The organism is Bifidobacterium catulorum (genome assembly GCF_003129925.1).
GTDB classification, from domain to species: Bacteria; Actinomycetota; Actinomycetes; order Actinomycetales; family Bifidobacteriaceae; genus Galliscardovia; species Galliscardovia catulorum.
This window is the reverse complement of sequence record NZ_QFFN01000036.1, coordinates 1-17,888: the sequence shown is the minus strand read 5'-3', so window position 1 is coordinate 17,888 and position 17,888 is coordinate 1. Positions and strand designations below refer to the sequence as shown.

14 protein-coding genes and 1 tRNA gene are annotated in these 17,888 nt (G+C 61.9%); 3 read left to right on the top strand and 12 right to left on the bottom strand.

All coding sequences use genetic code 11. The features are described from left to right. The 5 genes from DF200_RS09285 to DF200_RS09265 all read right to left on the bottom strand — a co-directional run. The coding region (locus DF200_RS09285; RefSeq protein WP_500676578.1) for an enolase-like domain-containing protein at positions 1-458 on the bottom strand (458 nt) is incomplete at its 3' end. 67 nt (positions 459-525) lie between these two features. Then, on the bottom strand, positions 526-1,188 hold the full coding sequence (locus DF200_RS09280) for a GntR family transcriptional regulator (protein ID WP_158275837.1): 663 nt from the start codon (positions 1,186-1,188) through the stop codon (positions 526-528). Positions 1,189-1,381: 193 nt separating this feature from the next. Continuing rightward, the gene (locus DF200_RS09275) at positions 1,382-2,260 is read right to left on the bottom strand and encodes an SMP-30/gluconolactonase/LRE family protein (RefSeq protein WP_109137992.1); all 879 of its coding nucleotides are present in this window, start codon (positions 2,258-2,260) and stop codon (positions 1,382-1,384) included. 82 nt (positions 2,261-2,342) lie between these two features. Beyond that, positions 2,343-3,659 (bottom strand): MFS transporter, encoded by a 1,317-nt coding sequence (locus DF200_RS09270; protein ID WP_206603436.1) that lies wholly within the window; start codon positions 3,657-3,659, stop codon positions 2,343-2,345. Positions 3,660-3,855: 196 nt separating this feature from the next. Further along, on the bottom strand, positions 3,856-4,878 hold the full coding sequence (locus tag DF200_RS09265; protein ID WP_109137991.1) for a zinc-binding alcohol dehydrogenase family protein: 1,023 nt from the start codon (positions 4,876-4,878) through the stop codon (positions 3,856-3,858). Between the two features lie 536 nt (positions 4,879-5,414). Between DF200_RS09265 and DF200_RS09260 the strand changes: the two genes are divergently transcribed. Continuing rightward, the gene (locus DF200_RS09260; protein WP_109137990.1) at positions 5,415-6,323 is read left to right on the top strand and encodes a dihydrodipicolinate synthase family protein; all 909 of its coding nucleotides are present in this window, start codon (positions 5,415-5,417) and stop codon (positions 6,321-6,323) included. A gap of 132 nt (positions 6,324-6,455) precedes the next feature. Here DF200_RS09260 and DF200_RS09255 read toward each other — a convergent pair whose 3' ends face one another. The 5 genes from DF200_RS09255 to DF200_RS09235 form a co-directional block, all read right to left on the bottom strand. Next, a complete protein-coding gene (locus DF200_RS09255; RefSeq protein ID WP_109137989.1) occupies positions 6,456-6,914 on the bottom strand; it encodes a NanQ anomerase/TabA/YiaL family protein in 459 nt (152 codons plus the stop codon). Positions 6,915-7,503: 589 nt separating this feature from the next. Continuing rightward, positions 7,504-10,230: a polyribonucleotide nucleotidyltransferase gene (locus DF200_RS09250; protein WP_109137988.1), complete on the bottom strand. Its 2,727-nt coding sequence runs from the start codon at positions 10,228-10,230 to the stop codon at positions 7,504-7,506. Between the two features lie 288 nt (positions 10,231-10,518). Further along, a complete protein-coding gene (gene rpsO, locus DF200_RS09245; protein ID WP_109137987.1) occupies positions 10,519-10,788 on the bottom strand; it encodes a 30S ribosomal protein S15 in 270 nt (89 codons plus the stop codon). A 212-nt stretch (positions 10,789-11,000) separates the two neighbouring features. Further along, positions 11,001-11,708, bottom strand: coding sequence for a hypothetical protein (locus DF200_RS09240; RefSeq protein WP_109137986.1), 708 nt, complete (start codon positions 11,706-11,708; stop codon positions 11,001-11,003). Between the two features lie 597 nt (positions 11,709-12,305). Beyond that, positions 12,306-12,379, bottom strand: a tRNA-Gly gene (locus DF200_RS09235). A gap of 163 nt (positions 12,380-12,542) precedes the next feature. On the opposite strand from DF200_RS09235, the gene DF200_RS09230 reads away from it, so the two are divergent. Further along, complete coding sequence (locus DF200_RS09230) at positions 12,543-13,760, top strand: cation:proton antiporter (RefSeq protein WP_109137985.1); 1,218 nt, start codon at positions 12,543-12,545, stop codon at positions 13,758-13,760. Between the two features lie 170 nt (positions 13,761-13,930). Then, positions 13,931-15,142, top strand: coding sequence for a MalY/PatB family protein (locus tag DF200_RS09225; protein WP_109137984.1), 1,212 nt, complete (start codon positions 13,931-13,933; stop codon positions 15,140-15,142). A 521-nt stretch (positions 15,143-15,663) separates the two neighbouring features. On the opposite strand, the gene DF200_RS09220 is transcribed toward DF200_RS09225, so the two are convergent. Further along, a complete protein-coding gene (locus tag DF200_RS09220; protein ID WP_109137983.1) occupies positions 15,664-16,014 on the bottom strand; it encodes a hypothetical protein in 351 nt (116 codons plus the stop codon). A 35-nt stretch (positions 16,015-16,049) separates the two neighbouring features. Further along, a complete protein-coding gene (locus DF200_RS09215; RefSeq protein WP_109137982.1) occupies positions 16,050-17,714 on the bottom strand; it encodes a sodium:solute symporter family protein in 1,665 nt (554 codons plus the stop codon). Positions 17,715-17,888: the final 174 nt, after the last annotated feature.

Here is a 17,888-nt window from a genome sequence, read left to right as displayed (position 1 = left end):
ATGTATCGGAAGTCCAACGTCGAGACCAGCTCCTCCGGCTCCATCTCCGCCAGCAGACGCCACAACGGCTTTCCCGCCCGCTTGGCCTTGATGTCCCACAAGGCCGACAGCACGGCACCGATCGCCATATGCTCCACACCCTTCTCCGGACCAAGCCAACGCAGCTGCGAATCATGCACGAACAGATCCCACGCCCGCTTCATGTCGTCCAGCAGCGGCTCGACCTCCATGCCCGCCAGACGACCGCCCATCGACTCGATCGCCCTGCACACCACGTCGTTGCCACGGCCGATCGTGAACACGAAACCCACACCCCTGATACCGTCATCCGCATCCGTACGCACCTCCACATACGCCGACGAATAATCCGGATCCGGATTCATCGCATCCGAACCCGACAACGTCGACGACGTCGGAAAACGAAAATCAAACACCTTCACACCAGTAAAACGACTCATTGTGGCTCCTTCGCCATATAGAATTCCGCGGAACCGCAACGCGTGTTCTTGGCGTTTATGGTCCGCCTTACAAACTGAAATATTCGTGATTGAAGTCCCCGAGACGGTCATAGCTCGCACGGGAACGCCGCAGATGATCCTGCAACTCGTCGATGGCGCCATCAAGATCGCCGTCGATGACCTTGTCGAGTATCGCCACGTGTTCATGACGTGATTCCAGCACCCGATCACCGTTCAGAGACGAGGTAATGGCGCGCATACGCTGGTTCTGCGTCATGAGGCGGCGCATGGTGTCGGCCAGATAATCATTGCTCCCGGCACCGGTGAGATACAGGTGCAACGAGGTGTCGGAATCCTCGACGGACCGTTCCACACGCGTATCCCCGGCCATGAGTTTCGTCTTCTCCTGAGCACGGAACTCGGCCAATCGTCCGGAATCCAGCTGTCGGAATCCCTTGCGCAGCAGAAACGGCTCGATCAGATATCTGGCCTCCATCATGTCGTTGATGGTTTTCAGGGAAATCTGACTGACCAACACTCCCCGCCGAGGCAACACCTGCACCAGTCCCTCCTCCACGAGACGACGCAACGCCTCCCGCACCGGGGTGCGGCTCACTCCGTTCTCGTCGGCGAGCGTCTGCTCGTCCAACAGATCGCCGGGACGATACCGTCCCATAACGATCCGTTCCCGGATGAACTCATATACCGCGTCCCTTTTGCTCTGGCTCATAGTTGCACTATAGGTTATGCACGCTCCTTTCCCATCGATTGTTGCCGTGGCATCCGAACGACAGGAGCTTTGGCAAGGAACAATGATGCCGACGCCTTCATGGCGAGACTGCCATCTCATCCTTCGGGCATCGGCATCACGGTCGGGCGGGCGGAAGGGAAACCCGGCCGACCGGGAACACTACGCGAGCTGGCTACAGTGCGTAGAAGTTGGTCTTGAACCCCTTGACGCCCGCGTCGACAATGAACACATTGCCGGCGCCCGGGCCTTCTGCGATCTCCTCATCGGAGAGGCCGTGCGACGCCGTGGTCACGATCATCTTGGAGTAGTCCTTGCCGGCGAACACGGGGCATGTCACGCGTTTGGCGGGGAACATGATCTCGCGCATCTTCTCACCGGTCTCGCCATCCCATTGGGAGACCTTGAAGCCGCCCCAGTTGGCGATCCACAGATTGCCGTCGGCGTCGACGGTCATGCCGTCCGGATTGGCGTGCTGGTCCTTGAAGTCGATGAGGACGCGCTTGTTGGAGATCTCGCCGGAATCAAGATCGAAGTCGAACTTGTAGACCGCGTACTTGCCGGAGTCGATGTAGAAGAGATGCTTGTTGTCGGGGCTCCAGCCGAGTCCGTTGGAGACGTTCACGCCGGAGAGCATCGGCGTGAACCGGCCGTTCTCCACCCGGTAGAAGGATGCGTCGAACCGTTCCTCGAACCATGAGGCCGTTCCCGCCCAGATACGGCCCTTCGCATCGCACTTGCCGTCGTTGAAGCGGTAGGTCAGCGGATCGTGGCCGACGGGGCCGCCGACGAAGGTCAGCGTGGCGTCGCTGTAGTCGTACAGGTAGGCGCCGTCCTGAAGGCCGACGAGCACGACGCCCTTCTTCTCGGTCGGCACGATGTATCCGACGTATTTGGGCAGGGTGCGCTTCTCCACTTCGCCGGTGGCGAAGTCGTAGCGGAAGATCTCCTTTTCGAAGATGTTCACCCAGTAGAGCAGGTCGTTGACGTCGTCGTAGGAAGGTCCTTCGCCGAGTCGGTTATGGCATTCCACCAGGGTCTGTACTTCGGTCATGATTATTGCCTTTCGAGTGGTTAATTGATGGTTGATGATTGTCTATCGTCGTTGTGTTGCGTGGATTCGGTCTTGTATGGATTCAGTCCTGGGCCTGGCGCTCCTTGAGCTTGCGTCCGGCGGTCTCCTTGGCCATGAGCAGCGGGATGAACACCAGCAGGCAGGAGATGGCGAGGATGACGTAGCTGGTGGAGTAGCCCCACTGGTCGATGACCCAGCCGATGACCGGGGAGACCAAGGTGCCGGAGAGGCCGTATCCGATGCCGACGAGGAAGCCGAGCGAGGAGGCCGCCTCCTTCGGGGCGGAGTCGACGGTCAGCGAGTTGATGACGGCGAACGGCGCGTTGCGGAACAGGCCCCAGATGATGAGCATGGCCCAGGCGGTCGGAACGCTGTTGATGAAGGTGAGGCAGAACACGGTGGCGGCGAAGCCCACGGTGACGATGCCAAGGGCAGGACGACGGCCGATGTGGTCGGAGACGGTGCCCCACAGGATCAGTCCGAACCAGCCGGTGATGCCGGAGGCGCCGGAGATCAGCGCGGCCTGTGCCAGACCGATGCCGAGATGGTCCATCAGGTACAGGGTGAGGAAGGTCGCGACGCCCATCTCCGTCCACAGGAACAGGAAGTCCATGGTGATGGCGAGACGGATGTTGCGGTTCTTCAGTGAGTTCACGGCGTTCATGAACGACTGCTTGACGCCGAGCTTGTTCTCCACGTCGGCCTTGGAATACGGCTGGGTCATGTCGTGTTCGTCGATCCAACCGCGGACCTTCATCTCGTTCTTCTTGCTACCGACGAGCCACTGCGCGAGGATCAGCAGGAGACCGATGGCGGGGATCCACAGGAAGGCGTCCCTCCATCCGCCGTAGAGCAGTACGACGGATAGCAGCGCCGGACCGATGAACTGTCCGAGCGGCATACCGGTGTGGTTCACGCCGAGCGCGAATCCTCGGTTCTCCTTCTGCCAGAAGTCACTGACCAATGCGACGTTCGCGGGCTCCATCGCGCCGGTGCCGAGACCCATGACCACTCGCCACAGCTGGAGGTTGAACACGCCCTTGGTGAAGAACGTGGCCAGACCGGAGATGATGGCGAGGAAGCAGCTGCCCCACCATGCCCACGTGCGCTTGTATCCTCGGCCGATGCTGTCGGCGACGACGCCGATGATCGCGGCGCCGAGAAGGGTGCCGATGAAGTTCAGCGAGCTGATGAAACCGCCCTGCGTGGAGTTCATGCCGAACTCCTCCATGATGGCGGGAAGCACGGTGGGAAGAATCTGCCGGTCGATGGAAATCAGCAGCATGGAGCTGGTACCGATTGCCAGCATGCCCCAGGAGACCGGGTGCGCCTTGGGCAGCCAAGACCTCTTGGCTTGCACGTCCTGACTATTGCTCATAGTTGTTCCTTTTCTCTGCATCATTGGGGATAAGACCCGTTCCGACACGAATCGGACCGATTCGAAGGCGTCCGGAATCGGAACGGGGATGTTTCATGTGGAACATGAAGAAAACGGGAACCATCGTGGATTCCCCGGCCCGGCCCGGAACGCCTCGCCGATATGGCATCAACGTCGGAGCCAGATCGTATTGGGACTAGTCCTCGAACGTAAGGACCAGCTTCTTGACCTGCTCGGGATGCTCGTGCATCAGATTGATGCCCTCCTGCACCTTCTCGAACGGGATCACGTGGGTAACCAACCCGTCGTCGCCGATGACACCCTGTTCGAGAAGCCGGATGATGGGATCGAACTGGAACGCCTGCAGACGGGAACCCACCACGGTGAGCTGCTTCGCCATGAACGGCTTCTGCGCGATGGGCACCGGGGTCTCGTTCATGCCGAGCACGACGATGGTGCCGGCCACCGACACCAGATCGAAGCTCTTCTGGAACGTCTGCGGCAGGCAGGCGGCGTCGATGACGATGTTCGCCATCTCACCGTCGGTCCATTCGGAGACGGCCTGCACGATGTCGTCCTTCGCGGGGTTCACCACCACGTCGGCGCCGCTGGCCTTGGCGAACTCCAGCTTGTCATCGACCACGTCGGAAACCATGACCGTGGCGCCCTTGACCTTGCAGATGCGGGTCAACGCGATGCCGATGGGTCCCGCGCCATGGATGAACACGCGGTCGGCGGCGCCGACCTGTCCGCGTGTGGACGACTGACCGGCAATGGTGTACGGTTCGGCGAGCACGGCGGTGGTCCACGGAATGTCCTTGCGGATCTTGTGGGCCTGGATGTTCTTGATGACCAGATACTCCTGCTGTCCGCCATCGACGTGCACGCCGTTGACCTTGAGGTCCTCGCTCACGTTCGGCATACCGCGGCGCACCGCGTAGCTCTTGCCGGAGTAGGTGATCGGCTCGATGACGATGTGATCGCCCGGCTCAAGATCGTGGACGCCTTCGCCGAACTCCACCACCTCACCGACCATCTCATGTCCCATGACCCTGGGGAATTTCGCGAACGGGTTCTCGCCCGCCAGCATATGGATGTCGGAGCCGCACACGCCTACAGCGCGAATCTTCACGAGGACGTCATCCGCCGCCGTTATCTGCGGCATCGGCCGCTCCTCAATCCTCAGATCGTTGGGACCATAGACTACTGCTGCTTTCATTTGTCTCTTTCCTTACACTTGACTTGATTGACCATCCGATCGGATTCGTCCCCGAATCCGCATGCATGGTCATCCAAGACAGGCGGCGGAAAGCTGGTAATCAGGCATGTTGCGCCTGATCTCGGCTTCGCTGTCGATCATGCGCACTCCTTTCACTTCTTCATTGAAGTCACACGCATACGGCATACGGCCGTTGCATGCTACGGAAACTGACTGTGATGATGATGCGCGAAGTCGTCGGCACAAGCCCCCCCCCCCGAAGAACTTCGTTCGGAAGGCCTCGCCAGCGTTTCCCCACGCCTTGCGTACAGCCTGCATATTCGATGCATTTTTTGGATACATCTTGTATACAAGTTGTGTAATTACGATATCATGGAGATTGCAAGGCACCAAGCGCGCACCTCATCGCAATCGTCAATGCCAATGTTTTCAACGATGACAACGGCGTGTCGACCCTATCGGAGTCGACGGGAGCAACCGATTCGATGCAGGCCCATCCCACCGACGGACCACACGCCGTCATTAAGGAGCACATCATGGCCACACAATCCACTTCTCGATTCAGGGGAATATACTGCCCCTCCATCACCATCACCGACGAAGATGGAGACCTCGACCTCGACCTTTGGGGACGGCACCTCGACCATCTTGTCGAAGCCGGTGTCGATGGCGTGCTGATCTTCGGCAGCATCGGCGAATTCTTCGCCTTCCCATTGGAGACGAAGAAACGCGCAGTCGAATTCGTGGTGGAGCATATCGCCGGACGCATGGACGTGCTCGTCGGCATCGGCGACACGAACATCGACGACGTTGTCGATTTCGCACGGTTCTGTAAGCGGACGGGCGTCGACGCGCTGGTGGCGGTCAGCCCGTACTACTTCGGTCCAAGCGACGACGCGGCGGAACGGTATTTCTCCGCGGTATGCGATGCGACCGACCTTCCCGTCGTACTGTATAACTTCCCCGCGCGCACCGGCAACGACCTCAGCCCGGAACTGGTGGCACGGCTGCGGAAACGACACCCGAACATCGTCGGCATCAAGGATACGGTCGACACCATCAGCCATACGCGCAAGGTCATAGCCTCCGTCAGACCCATCGACCCCGGTTTCTCCGTACTCTCCGGATACGACGAATACTATCTGGTCAACCGCGTCTCGGGAGGCGATGGGGTGTTATGCGGATTGACCAACGTGGAACCGGAGACGTTCGTCGCCATGCACCGGGCGTATGAAACCGGCGACTATGCCACGGCCATCGAGGCGGCCCGTCGAATCAGCCGGCTCATGGCCGTCTACGACCAGGCCGACCTGTTCATCTCCGCCATCAAGGGCGCGGTGAAGGCCAAGGGCCTGCCGATATCGACGCTGGTGCGGGAGCCGGCCGTTCAGCTCACCGACGAACAGTACGACACCATCGAAGAGTTGTGCCGCGGGGATGCCTGACGGACCCCTCCATGAAATACGAATTTGGTCGATTCGTTCATGAGGACGAGGTTTTCGACGTCCTTATGAACGAATCGACCAAATTTCCGGATACGGTGACCGGTTTGACCAAATTTTTCGGGGAACCTGCCGTCACACGGGGACTTTGACGACGACCTTGCGCACGTGTTCGCGGTGGCCGGGTTCGGCGGAGCAGCGCGGCTTATGCGCGTCCTCGGGCGCCACCACGACGAGGGAACCGGCCTCCAGCAGCAGCCCGCCGTCAAGCGCCGGATTGTCGTACAGCGACAGGTCGGTGTCGTCGTCGCGCTCGTATAGCACGAGTCCGTCGCGCTTGCACAGATACACGCGCTCACGGCCTTCGATGACGTAATGGACGTCGAAGAAATGGTCGTGGGTCTCGAAACGACCCTCGTCGGCCTCGCGCGTATCGTACTCCTGCACGTAGGCCACGCTGTGCGAGCCCTCGATGGGATACGTGCCCGGTTCGAACGATGCGAGCGCCGGGTCACGCAGCCATGCGTAGACGGTCCTGAATTCATCGTCACGGTAGTCGTAGCGTTCCGCGGCATCGATGCCGGCAGCGAACATATCGGATCCTTTCGTCTGGTGATTTCATTTTGAGAACATCCGATATTCACCATACTCGGGAATGGAACCGATTTCAGGGGATGAAGGGATGAGATGGCGATTGAGACCGGCGCGGTTCCCATTCGCCATCTGAGGACAACCGACGGGAACCTGACAGTCAGATTGCTTCCTGTTTATCTTGCCGACGGCAACCAATGGGAGTCGGCGCGACGATACGGTTCCTGTTCATCATATGAGTACGACTAACGGGAATCGGAAGGGATGGCACGGTTCCTTTTGGTCGCCGATACGTGACACAGGAACGAGAGGGAGTGAAATGGGTGGAAAACGCCCAATGGCGTCCCCGTTGGGTGGAAAACGCCGCGTGGGATGGCAGCTAGGCCAGACAACAATATCTGCCCCATATTAAAAAAGGCCGGCCCTCAGCGGACCGGCCTCATCAAGCCATTACTCAAGCCTTACGCACGGGCTCCGAGGAAGACCGAACACTCAGTCCTCGAATGCCGAGCCGTTAAGCGGAGAGCCCAGTGGGCTCTCCGTAGGCGAAGGGCGCGACCACCAAGGTCACGCACGGATCCGTGAGAGGAGATCAGTCCTCGAACGGATCGAAGTCGCGGCGCACGCGACGGCGCGGACGCTCGGAACGCTCCTCGCGGTCGGCGCGGTACTCGTCGTAGGAGTCGTCGACGGCGTAACGCGGGTTACGGTCGTCACGACGGCCGCCACGACGATCATCGCGGTAGTCGCGGTCACGACGATCATCACGGTCACGACGTCCGCCGCCCCGACGGCCGCCACGACGGTCGCGGTCATCGCGGTCACGACGATCATCACGGTAGTCACGGTCGTCACGGTCGAAATCACGATCGGAATGACGATCGTCGTCATCGTAGCGGTCGTTGTCGTAACGGTCATCGTCGTAACGACGACGGCCTCGACGGTCGTCACGGTCACGACGGTCATCGCGGTCGCGTCGGTCGTCACGACGTCCACGGCCACGGTATCCGCGATCGTCACGGTCACGGTCGCGTCCGCCACGACGGTCGTCACGGTCGCCGCGTCCACGGCCACCGCGGTCGCCACGGTCGGAACCGCGTCCGGCACCGGACTCCTGGTCCTCGAAACCGGGGATGGCCAGCGAGATCTTGCCGCGGTCGTCCACGCCCTGCACGACCACCTCGACGGTGTCGCCTTCCTTGAGCACGTCCTCGACGGCGTCGATGCGCTCGCCGTCGGCGAGGTTGCGGATCTGCGAGATGTGCAGCAGGCCGTCGGTGCCAGGGGTCAGGTTGACGAACGCGCCGAACGACGTGGTCTTGACGACCTTGCCGTTGTACTGCTCACCGGCCTCCGGCACATGCGGGTTGGCGATCTGGTCGATGATCTGCTTGGCCTTCTCGGCGGCCTCGCCGCCTTCGGAGGAGATGAACACGGTACCGTCGTCCTCGATGGCGATCTCGGCGCCGGTGTCCTCCTGGATCTGGTTGATCATCTTGCCCTTCGGGCCGATGACCTCGCCGATCTTCTCGACCGGAACGGTGGTGGTGATGATGCGCGGGGCGTACTCGCTCATCTCGGCCGGGCCGTCGATGCACTCGTTGATGAGGTCGAGGATGGTGGCGCGGGCCTCGTGGGCCTGCTGCAGGGCGGCGGCCAGGATGTCGGCGGGGATGCCGTCGAGCTTGGTGTCGAGCTGCAGGGCGGTGATGAACTCGCTGGTGCCGGCCACCTTGAAGTCCATGTCGCCGAACGCGTCCTCGGCGCCCAGGATGTCGGTGAGGGTCTTGTAGACGTGCTGGCCGTCCACATCGCCGGAGACGAGACCCATGGCGATGCCCGCGACCGGGGCCTTCAGCGGCACGCCGGCTGCGAGCAGCGACAGCGTGGATGCGCACACGGAACCCATGGAGGTGGAGCCGTTGGAGCCGATGGCCTCGGAGACCTGACGGATGGCGTAGGGGAACTCCTCGCGGCTGGGCAGCACCGGCACGATGGCCTTCTCGGCGAGGGCGCCGTGGCCGATCTCGCGGCGCTTCGGGGAGCCGACGCGGCCGGTCTCGCCGGTGGAGTACGGCGGCATCTCGTAGTTGTGCATGTAGCGCTTGGTGTTCGGGCCGGAAAGCGCGTCGATCTGCTGCTCCATCTTGAGCATGTTCAGCGTGGTGACGCCCAGGATCTGGGTCTCGCCGCGCTGGAACAGGGCGGAGCCGTGCACGCGCGGCACGATGTCGACCTCGGCGGAGAGGGTGCGGATGTCGCGCAGGCCACGGCCATCGATGCGGTAGTCCTGCGTGAGGATGCGGCGGCGCACGATCTGGCGCTGCAGCTCCTTGAACGCGTTGCCGATCTCCTTGTCCTTCTCGGCGTCGTCCATGTCGGTGAACTCGCCGGCGAGGGTGTCCTTCACCTGCTGCTTGATCTCGGCGATACGGTCCTGACGCGGCAGCTTCTCCGCGATGGACAGGGCCTCGTCAAGCTGGCCGTGGGCGATCTCGTCGATGCGGTTGTACAGGTCGTCGGTGTACTCCGGGAACAGCTGGAATTCGCGGGTCTCCTTGGCGGCCTTGGCCTTGAGCTCGTTCTGAGCCTCGCAGATCACCTTGATGAACGGCTTGGCGGCCTCAAGACCACCGGCCACGACGGTCTCGTCGGGCTTGATCTGGCCGTCCTCGTAGATGAGCTTCCACGCGTTCTTGCCGGCACCGGCCTCAATCATGGCGATGGCGACGTCGCCGTTCTCGATCACACGGCCGGCGACCACGATCTCGAACACGGCGCGCTCGCGCTCGCTCCAACGCGGGAAGGCGACCCACTGGCCGTCGATGAGCGCCAGACGCACGCCGGAGACCGGGCCCTCGAACGGCAGGCCGGAGATCAGCGTGGAGGCGGAGGCGGCGTTCAGCGCGATGACGTCATAGGCGTCCTCGGGGTTGATGGAAAGAATGGTCTCGACGACCTGCACCTCATTGCGCAGCGTGTGCGGGAAGAGCGGGCGGAGCGGGCGGTCGATGATGCGGCAGGCCAGGATGGCCTCGGAGCTCGGACGGCCCTCGCGGCGGAAGAAGGAGCCGGGAATCTTGCCCGCGGCGTACATCTTCTCCTCCACGTCGACGGTCAGCGGGAAGAAATCGTAGTTCTCCTTCGGGCTGGAGCCGGCGGTGGTGGTGCTCAGCACCATGGAATCATCATCAAGATAGGCGGCTACTGCCCCATCCGCCTGCTGGGCGAGACGACCCGTCTCGAAGCGCAGCGTACGCTTGCCAAATGAACCATTGTCGATTACGGCCTCAACGGCCTTGATTTCGGGACCCTCCAAGGGTTCCTCCTTCTGTTGTTCCGTTATCTGTCTATTCAGCCTCTTCATTTTCCCGGCCGACCAGCTGGGGCCGCCGGGGGAAGGACGGTGCTCCGCCCTCCCTGCGCATGGTTCCTTGAACGTGGCCCATACGTCTTTCGCATGTCGGGTTCATGGCCGGACGCGGCGTACCTGACCGCGCATGTCCTCTGCTTCATTCCCCGGATTCCTTCACCGGCCATGGATTCCATGATCCTCGCCGACATGCAAAAGCGCCCGAGCAGGTTGTGCCCGGGCGGAAGAATTCAATTATCGGCGCAGACCGAGGCGTTCGATCAGGGAACGGTAGCGTTCGATGTCGTTACGCTTGAGGTAGTCCAGCAGACGACGACGATCACCGATCATCAGCTGCATACCACGACGGGAGTGGTGATCGTGGTTGTGCATCTTGAGATGCTCGGTCAGGTCGGAGATACGCTTGGACAGCAGCGCCACCTGAACCTCGGGCGAGCCGGTGTCGCCCTCGTGCGTCGCGTACTCGGAAATGATTGCCTGCTTTTCAGCGTTGCTAAGAGCCACAGCTCCTCCTTATATTCAGTGTCATTGCGCGGTGCCATGGCCATAGCGACCACAGCGCTCTCTATCCGCGGGCGAAACACGCCAAAATTTAAGTATACACGCCGGTGGGACCGGAGTGTTGGGGGCGTGGAGAGACGCATGGGCGGACGCCCTGATGCCTGCCGCGCCACTCCCCCGCAGCCGCACGATGGCGTAATCGCACAATGGCGCGGTCACACAATGGTGGAGAGTCCGCTGAGCAGCACCACCACGAGCGTGACCACCTCAAGGATGAAGAACATCGCGAGCGCCGACCAGCTGCGCGTGAGCACGTTGAGCCGCGAATCCTTGCGGATCACGACCAGAAGCCCCACGTAGAGCACGGCGAACACGGCCAGTCCGAGCGCGGCGGCGATGATGCCGAGGTTCGACGCATTGATGGGCGACGCCGAATCGCCGTACACCACATATGTGGAATACCAGAAGTTCAGCCGCAGCATACCCACACCGGCGAGCAGCTGCTCCAACGCCAGCCCGATGATGAACAGCACGCGCCACAGCACACGCCTCGTCTCCATGACCGCCATGCCCAACGACGCGAACATGCCCACGGTGATGGCCCACGAGACCAGCGCCATGCCGTTGGGATCGAACGGCTCCACGATGTCGACGACGGCCTGGGTGTCGTTTATGGCCAGCATTCGGCCGGCACCGTACGGCACGATGATCGCCACGATCAGTGCGATGATGAACACGGCCCAACGCCCCTTGTGCCACTGGCGGCGCTCCACCTCGGCCATCGACGGCACACGGGGATGCGACTCGCTCGGGTCGGTCTGCCGCTTCGGGCGCGTGGGAGCGGACGTTGCCGTAGATGCCGCCGGGACCGGAGCCGTCGTCTGTGCGGCGTCCGTGGACGATTCTTGATGCTCGGTCGTCATGGTCCTCCCGTCAAAGTCCGGCCCCGCTTCGCCCGGCCGCTCGGCATCCCGTAATATCCTCCCCGACTATACCGCACGGGGAATAAAGCGAAACGGGAGGGTCTTTGCAGAATCCGGCCACCCCATTTTGCGCAACGATCTTCGTTCCAATCGGCTCCCCTCCCCGAGGGGAGCTGGCCGCCGAAGGCGGACTGAGGGGAGATGGGGGCACGAGGAGTCACTCCCCTCAGTCGGCTGCGCCGACAGCTCCCCTCTCAGAGGGGAGCCGATTGGAATGACAGTTGAAACAACTCGACCACCTCCCCGCCGGGAAGGGAGTCCATTGGAGATAGACCATCCAACATCCGGCTCCCCTCCCCCGCCGGGGAGGGGAGCTGTCCGGCGAAAGCCGGACTGAGGGGAGGGAGAGGAATGGGAGGCCACGGTATCACTCCCCTCAGTCGGCTGCGCCGACAGCTCCCCTCAAAGAGGGGAGCCAATCGGCATTACGGTTGAAGCAGAGGGGAGCTGGCCACACCACAGCCGGCAGCGGCGTGCCGTATGAAATGAGAAGAGGCCGGAGCCCTTGCTGCCGCCTGGGTTCCGACCTCTCGTCCGTGGAGCGGATGACGGGAATCGAACCCGCGTAATCAGTTTGGAAGACTGAGGCTCTACCATTGAGCTACATCCGCAGTGGAAGCGCAAAACTTCCGAGTCACGATTATTACATACGTTCTCGATTTTGCAAAATCGAACGCAGCGAATGGTTCCGACGCGGCACACGGTATGACCCCGGCAAGACGCATGGCGGAACTTGGCGTCGCATCGAACGATGCATACGGCTAGATTGGAAGAGTGACTCATGACTTGGTTTCGTTGTCCATCATCATGCTGATTGCGGTGATCTGCCCCATCATCACGCAGCTTATTCCCAGCCGACCGATTCCGCAGACCGTGCTGCTGCTGGCCTTCGGCGCCGTCTTCGGCCCCTTCGTGCTCAACAGAATCTGGATGACCGACGCCGTCGACCTGCTGAGTGAGCTGGGACTGGCGTTCCTGTTTCTGCTGGCCGGGTACGAAATCGACCCGAAGAAGCTGGGCGGGCATCAGGGACGCATCGGATTGGCCACATGGGTGGCGACGCTGGCGATCGCATGGGCGGTCATAGCGTTGGTACCGTTCTTCGCCGCGCACGACCTCAACGGCATCGCGGCGATCATCACGCTATCGACCACCGCGCTCGGCACCCTCATGCCGATTCTCAAGGAGCGTGCCCTCACAGGCACACCGGTCGGCAATGCGGTGGTCGCCTACGGCACATGGGGTGAACTCTGCCCGGTTCTGGCGATGGCGGTGCTGCTCTCCACAAGAGCAAAATGGCAGACCTTCCTCGTACTCGGCGCGTTCATTCTCATCTGCGTGGGGGCGGCGCTCATCCCATCGCGCATCGAGAAGGCCGCCAGCTGGATATACCGCTTCTTCATCGAGAACGCGAACACGGCATCGCAGACCATGATGCGCATCACCGTGTTCCTGCTGGTGCTGCTCATCACCATCTCACGCCTGTTCCAGCTCGACGTGGTGCTTGGCGCGTTCGCCGCCGGATTCATCCTACGGTTCGTTACACCGAACGGCAACCACTCCCTGGAACGCAAGCTCGAAGGCGTGGGATACGGTTTTCTGATCCCTGTGTTCTTCGTGGTCTCCGGTGCTTCGATCGATGTGAAGGCCGTTGCGGAGAATCCCGCACTGCTGGCCATGTTCATCGGCATGCTGCTGCTCATACGCGCGGTTCCGGTGTTCGTGGCGATGACGCTCGACACCAAGGCGAACCCGCTGCAGCCCCGGGACCGGCTGACCGTATCGCTCTACTGCACGACCGCACTGCCGCTAATCGTGGCCGTGACCTCGCTGGCGGTCAAAAGCGGCACGATGCATCAGACGACGGCCTCGACGCTGGTGGCGGCCGGCGCCGTGACCGTGTTCCTCATGCCATTGCTCGGCGGTTTGACGTTCAGGCTCATAAAAGGCAAAGCGGCAGAGGAAACCCCCGCACCGACGTCGGCATCCTGAGCCTTCGTCCGGCATATCGTCTATCGTCCGGCCGCAGACATCCGGCCACCACCTCGATACCGCCCGCCAACCAACCACAATCATTGATATTCGATATTGGCACAAGCCCATAAGCAGCGTTATATCTCCGTTCGGCGCGTACCGCGAAACCGCCCGATACCGTACTTATTATGCCCTACGATTTCACTTCGATCATCGACCGCCACGGCAAGGACGCGATCGCCGTGGACGGCATCGGCGCCATGCCCGGTTTCGCGCCCGACAAGCCCAAGCCCGGATTCGACGAGATCCCCATGTGGATCGCCGACATGAATTTCCCCACAGCGCCGTCCATCACACGACGGATCGTACAGCGCACGATGCATCCGCTGTTCGGATACTTCAACCCGTCCGACGAATACTATGACGCCATCATCGACTGGCAGAACAGGCGCAACGGCGTCACCGGCCTCGAACCCCGGCACATCGGCCACGAGAACGGCGTGCTCGGCGGCGTGGTCAGCGCCATGAAGGCGTTCGCCACGCCCGGCGACGCCGTGCTGCTGCACTCCCCCACATACGTCGGGTTCACGATGTCGATCGGCGGCAACGGATACCGCATCGTGCACAGTCCGCTCAAACGTGACGAGGCGGGCGTGTGGCGCATGGACTTCGACGACATGGACCGCAAGATCAAGGAGAACAACATCCACGTGGCCGTGTTCTGCTCGCCGCATAATCCATGCGGGCGAGTCTGGGAACGATGGGAGATCGAACGCGCGATGGAGGTGTATGCGGCCAACGACTGCGTGGTCATCTCCGACGAGATCTGGTCCGACCTCATCCTGCGCGGCAATCACCACATCCCCACGCAGTCGGTGAGCGACGACGCCCGGCGGCGGACCATCGCGTTCTACGCGCCAAGCAAGACGTTCTCGCTGGCCGGACTCGTCGGCAGCTACCACATCGTATACGACGACTATCTGCGCGACCGGCTCGTGGCCGTGAGCGAGAAGACGCACTACAACGCCATGAACGTACTGTCGATGCACGCGCTCATCGGCGCATACGGGCCCGAGGGGCGGCAGTGGCTGAACGCGCTGCTCGGCGTACTTTCCGACAACGTGGACTACGCGGTCGACGTGATCGACCGGGAGTTCGACGGCGTATCGGTGTCGCGGCCGCAGGGCACGTACATGCTGTTCCTCGACTGCTCCGAATGGTGCGAGCGGCACGGGCTTGGCATCTCCGACCTGGAGAAGCGCGGCTGGGACGTGGGCGTGGGATGGCAGGACGGCCGGCAGTTCCAGCATCCGTGCGCCATCCGCATGAACCTGGCGCTGCCGAAGTCGCGCATCGAAGAGGCGATGCGGCGGCTGCGCGAATACGTGTTCACGGACTAGGAGACAAGGAGCCAGTCGGCATCGGAATCGGACTTGGACTCGGCGACACGGCGGCTCGACTCCCCTCAGTCGGCTACGCCGACAGCTCCCCTCAAAGAGGGGAGCCGATTGGATGGGGCGTCTCAGCAAACGGCTCCCCTCCCCCGCCGGGGAGGGGAGCCGATTGGAGATAAACGACACAACGCCCCATGCACACAGAAGCAAAAAGCCGAATATCTCCGACACATACGACATACGACACATACGACCGTGGGACCTGCCGAAGTCAAAACCTCGACAGGCCCCACGGTCTATCAGTATGGTCTATCAGCAACCACCGGTGCGCAGGCACCGGACTCGGCTATCAGGCGGCCGGTCAGTCAGGCGGCCGGTCAGTCAGTCAGTCAGTCAGACAGACAGACAGACAGTCAGACAGTCAGACGGCCAGCCAGCCAGTCAAACGACCAGTCAAACGGCCAGACAGTCAGACGACCAGCCAGTCAAAAACGACCAGCCAGACGACCAGCCAGCCAGTCAGCCGGTCAGTCCTTGCGGCCCTCGTGCTGAATCTGCGCCTTGGCCGCGGACGCCTCGGCGGAGGCGATGATGTCCTCGGCGGCGAGCGGACGGACGAAGTTCCAGACGAGGAACAGCACGCCGACGATCAGCATGCCGGCACCGGTCCACAGGTTGATGGCGATGCCTCCGGTCTTGGCGACGTCGGCGGCCGGGTCGACGATGCCGACGATGGTCACGATGACGCCGTAGATCACGAACAGCACGCCGATCAGCAGCCGCAGGTCGTTGCGGCGGGCGGCCTTGACGGCCTGGTCCTTTTCGGCCTGAGTCAACAGGCCCTTGCCGGAAGTACCGGCCTTGGTATCTTCTGCCATTGCAAACTCCTTAGAAAATCAACCCAAACCGATGTTTAGAAGAACGGGATGTAGAACACGAGGCCGAGGATGAAGATGACGGTGCCGAGCACGGCCGGCTTCTTGAACCACGGAACCCTGACCAGCGCGGTGTCCTTGACGCCCTTGGCGGCGCGCTTGGCGTCCTCAAGCTCCTCGTTCTTGGCGGCCTTGAAGTACTTCATGCCACCGGTGACGAAGGTGAGGCCCTCAAGCTCCTCGTCGGTCTTGGACTTGGTGAACGGCGTGAGCACGGCCGCCACGATCCAGGTGGCGAACAGGGAGATGATGGCGCCGTACCAGGTCTCGGCGGTCGCGGAGCCGAAGATCGGGTTGCCCTCGGCCACGGAACGCAGGTAGAGGATGTATGTGACGAGCGGGGCGATGATGCCGGCCACGTAGGCGACCGTGCCGGCCACGTTGCTCACGCGCTTCCACACAAGGCCGAGGATGAACACGGCGAACAGCGGGGCGTTGAAGAAGCTGAACAGCGTTTGCAGGTACGTCATGATGTTGCCGAACTGGCTGGCGATCCATGCGGTGCCGACGGAGATGACGATGCCGGCGAAGGTGATCCAGCGTCCCAGCTTGAGGTAGTAGGAGTCCTTCTCACCGGGCTTGATGTAGTCCTGCACCAGATCGTAGACGACGACGGTGTTGAACGAGGAGACGTTCGCGGCCATGCCGGCCATGAACGAGGCCATCATGCCGGTGATGGCGACGCCGAGCACGCCGTTCGGCAGATACATCTTGAACAGGTACGGAATGGCTTCGTTGTACTGGAGCACCGGGTGGTCGCCGGCGAACAGGTTGCCGACGGTGGCTGCGGCCACGAGGCCCGGGATGATGATGATGAGCCAGATGAGCATCTTCGGGATGGCGCCGATGATCGGGGTCATACGGGCGGCGGTCATGCTCTTCGCGGCGAATGCGCGTTGCACCTCGGTGAAGTTGGTGGTCCAGTAGCCGAAGCCGAGCACGAAGCCGAGGCCCATGAGGATGGAGAACCAGTCGCCGCCGACCGGGTTGGTCACGTTGCCGAAGCCGGTGCCGGCCCAGGCGTGGATGGAGCCGGACCAGTCCTGCATGGAGCCGAGCTTGGCGGTCAGGCCGCTCCAGCCGCCGACCTGGTGCAGACCGACGATGGTGACGGGGATCAGGGCCGCGACGATGACGAAGAACTGCATGACCTCGTTGTAGATGGCGGAGGTCAGGCCGCCCAGCGTGATGTAGGCGAGCACGAAGAGCGCGGAGAGGATGATGGCGGTCCACTGGCTCCAGCCGAGCATGGCCTGCAGAATCAGTGCCATGGCGTACAGGTTGATGCCGGCCTGCAGAATCGTGGAGACGGCGAAGCAGAGCGACACGATGAGCTGCGCGCCCTTGCCGAAGCGCTTGCGCATGAACTCAGGGACCGAGCGGACGCCGGAGCCGTAGTAGAACGGCATCATGAAGATGCCGAGGAACACCATGCCTGGGATGGCGCCAATCAGGTAGTAGTGGATGGTCGGCATACCGATCTGGGCGCCGTTCGCGGCCATGCCCAAGATTTCGGTGGCGCCGAGGTTGGCGGCGCAGAACGCAAGTCCGGCGATCCATGCCGGCATCGAACGTCCTGCCAGCAGGAAGTCCTCACTGGACTTCTGCTGCTTGTGGATGGTGTAGCCGATCCACACGATCATTGCGAAATAAATAAGGCTCTTCGGGTGTTTGTGTGGGTGTGGATCACTGGTCCGGCCTGCTGGTTATTGGCGTCCGGGGAGTTGTAGGTCGAGTCCTCCGCATTTGAGCATGACGAGGCTGATGAGGTTGTCGAGGTTGCGGTAGCCGTAGCCGATCTTGATGGTGGTCTTGAT

Excerpts from the sequence above, each read along its gene's own strand:
- DF200_RS09280 (WP_158275837.1), bottom strand. The coding sequence starts at position 1,188 with ATGAGCCAGAGCAAAAGGGACGCGGTATATGAGTTCATCCGGGAACGG.
- DF200_RS09275 (WP_109137992.1), bottom strand. The coding sequence starts at position 2,260 with ATGACCGAAGTACAGACCCTGGTGGAATGCCATAACCGACTCGGCGAA.
- DF200_RS09270 (WP_206603436.1), bottom strand. The coding sequence starts at position 3,659 with ATGAGCAATAGTCAGGACGTGCAAGCCAAGAGGTCTTGGCTGCCCAAG.
- DF200_RS09265 (WP_109137991.1), bottom strand. The coding sequence starts at position 4,878 with ATGAAAGCAGCAGTAGTCTATGGTCCCAACGATCTGAGGATTGAGGAG.
- DF200_RS09260 (WP_109137990.1), top strand. The coding sequence starts at position 5,415 with ATGGCCACACAATCCACTTCTCGATTCAGGGGAATATACTGCCCCTCC.
- DF200_RS09255 (WP_109137989.1), bottom strand. The coding sequence starts at position 6,914 with ATGTTCGCTGCCGGCATCGATGCCGCGGAACGCTACGACTACCGTGAC.
- DF200_RS09240 (WP_109137986.1), bottom strand. The coding sequence starts at position 11,708 with ATGACGACCGAGCATCAAGAATCGTCCACGGACGCCGCACAGACGACG.
- DF200_RS09225 (WP_109137984.1), top strand. The coding sequence starts at position 13,931 with ATGCCCTACGATTTCACTTCGATCATCGACCGCCACGGCAAGGACGCG.
- DF200_RS09220 (WP_109137983.1), bottom strand. The coding sequence starts at position 16,014 with ATGGCAGAAGATACCAAGGCCGGTACTTCCGGCAAGGGCCTGTTGACT.
- DF200_RS09215 (WP_109137982.1), bottom strand. The coding sequence starts at position 17,714 with ATGATCGTGTGGATCGGCTACACCATCCACAAGCAGCAGAAGTCCAGT.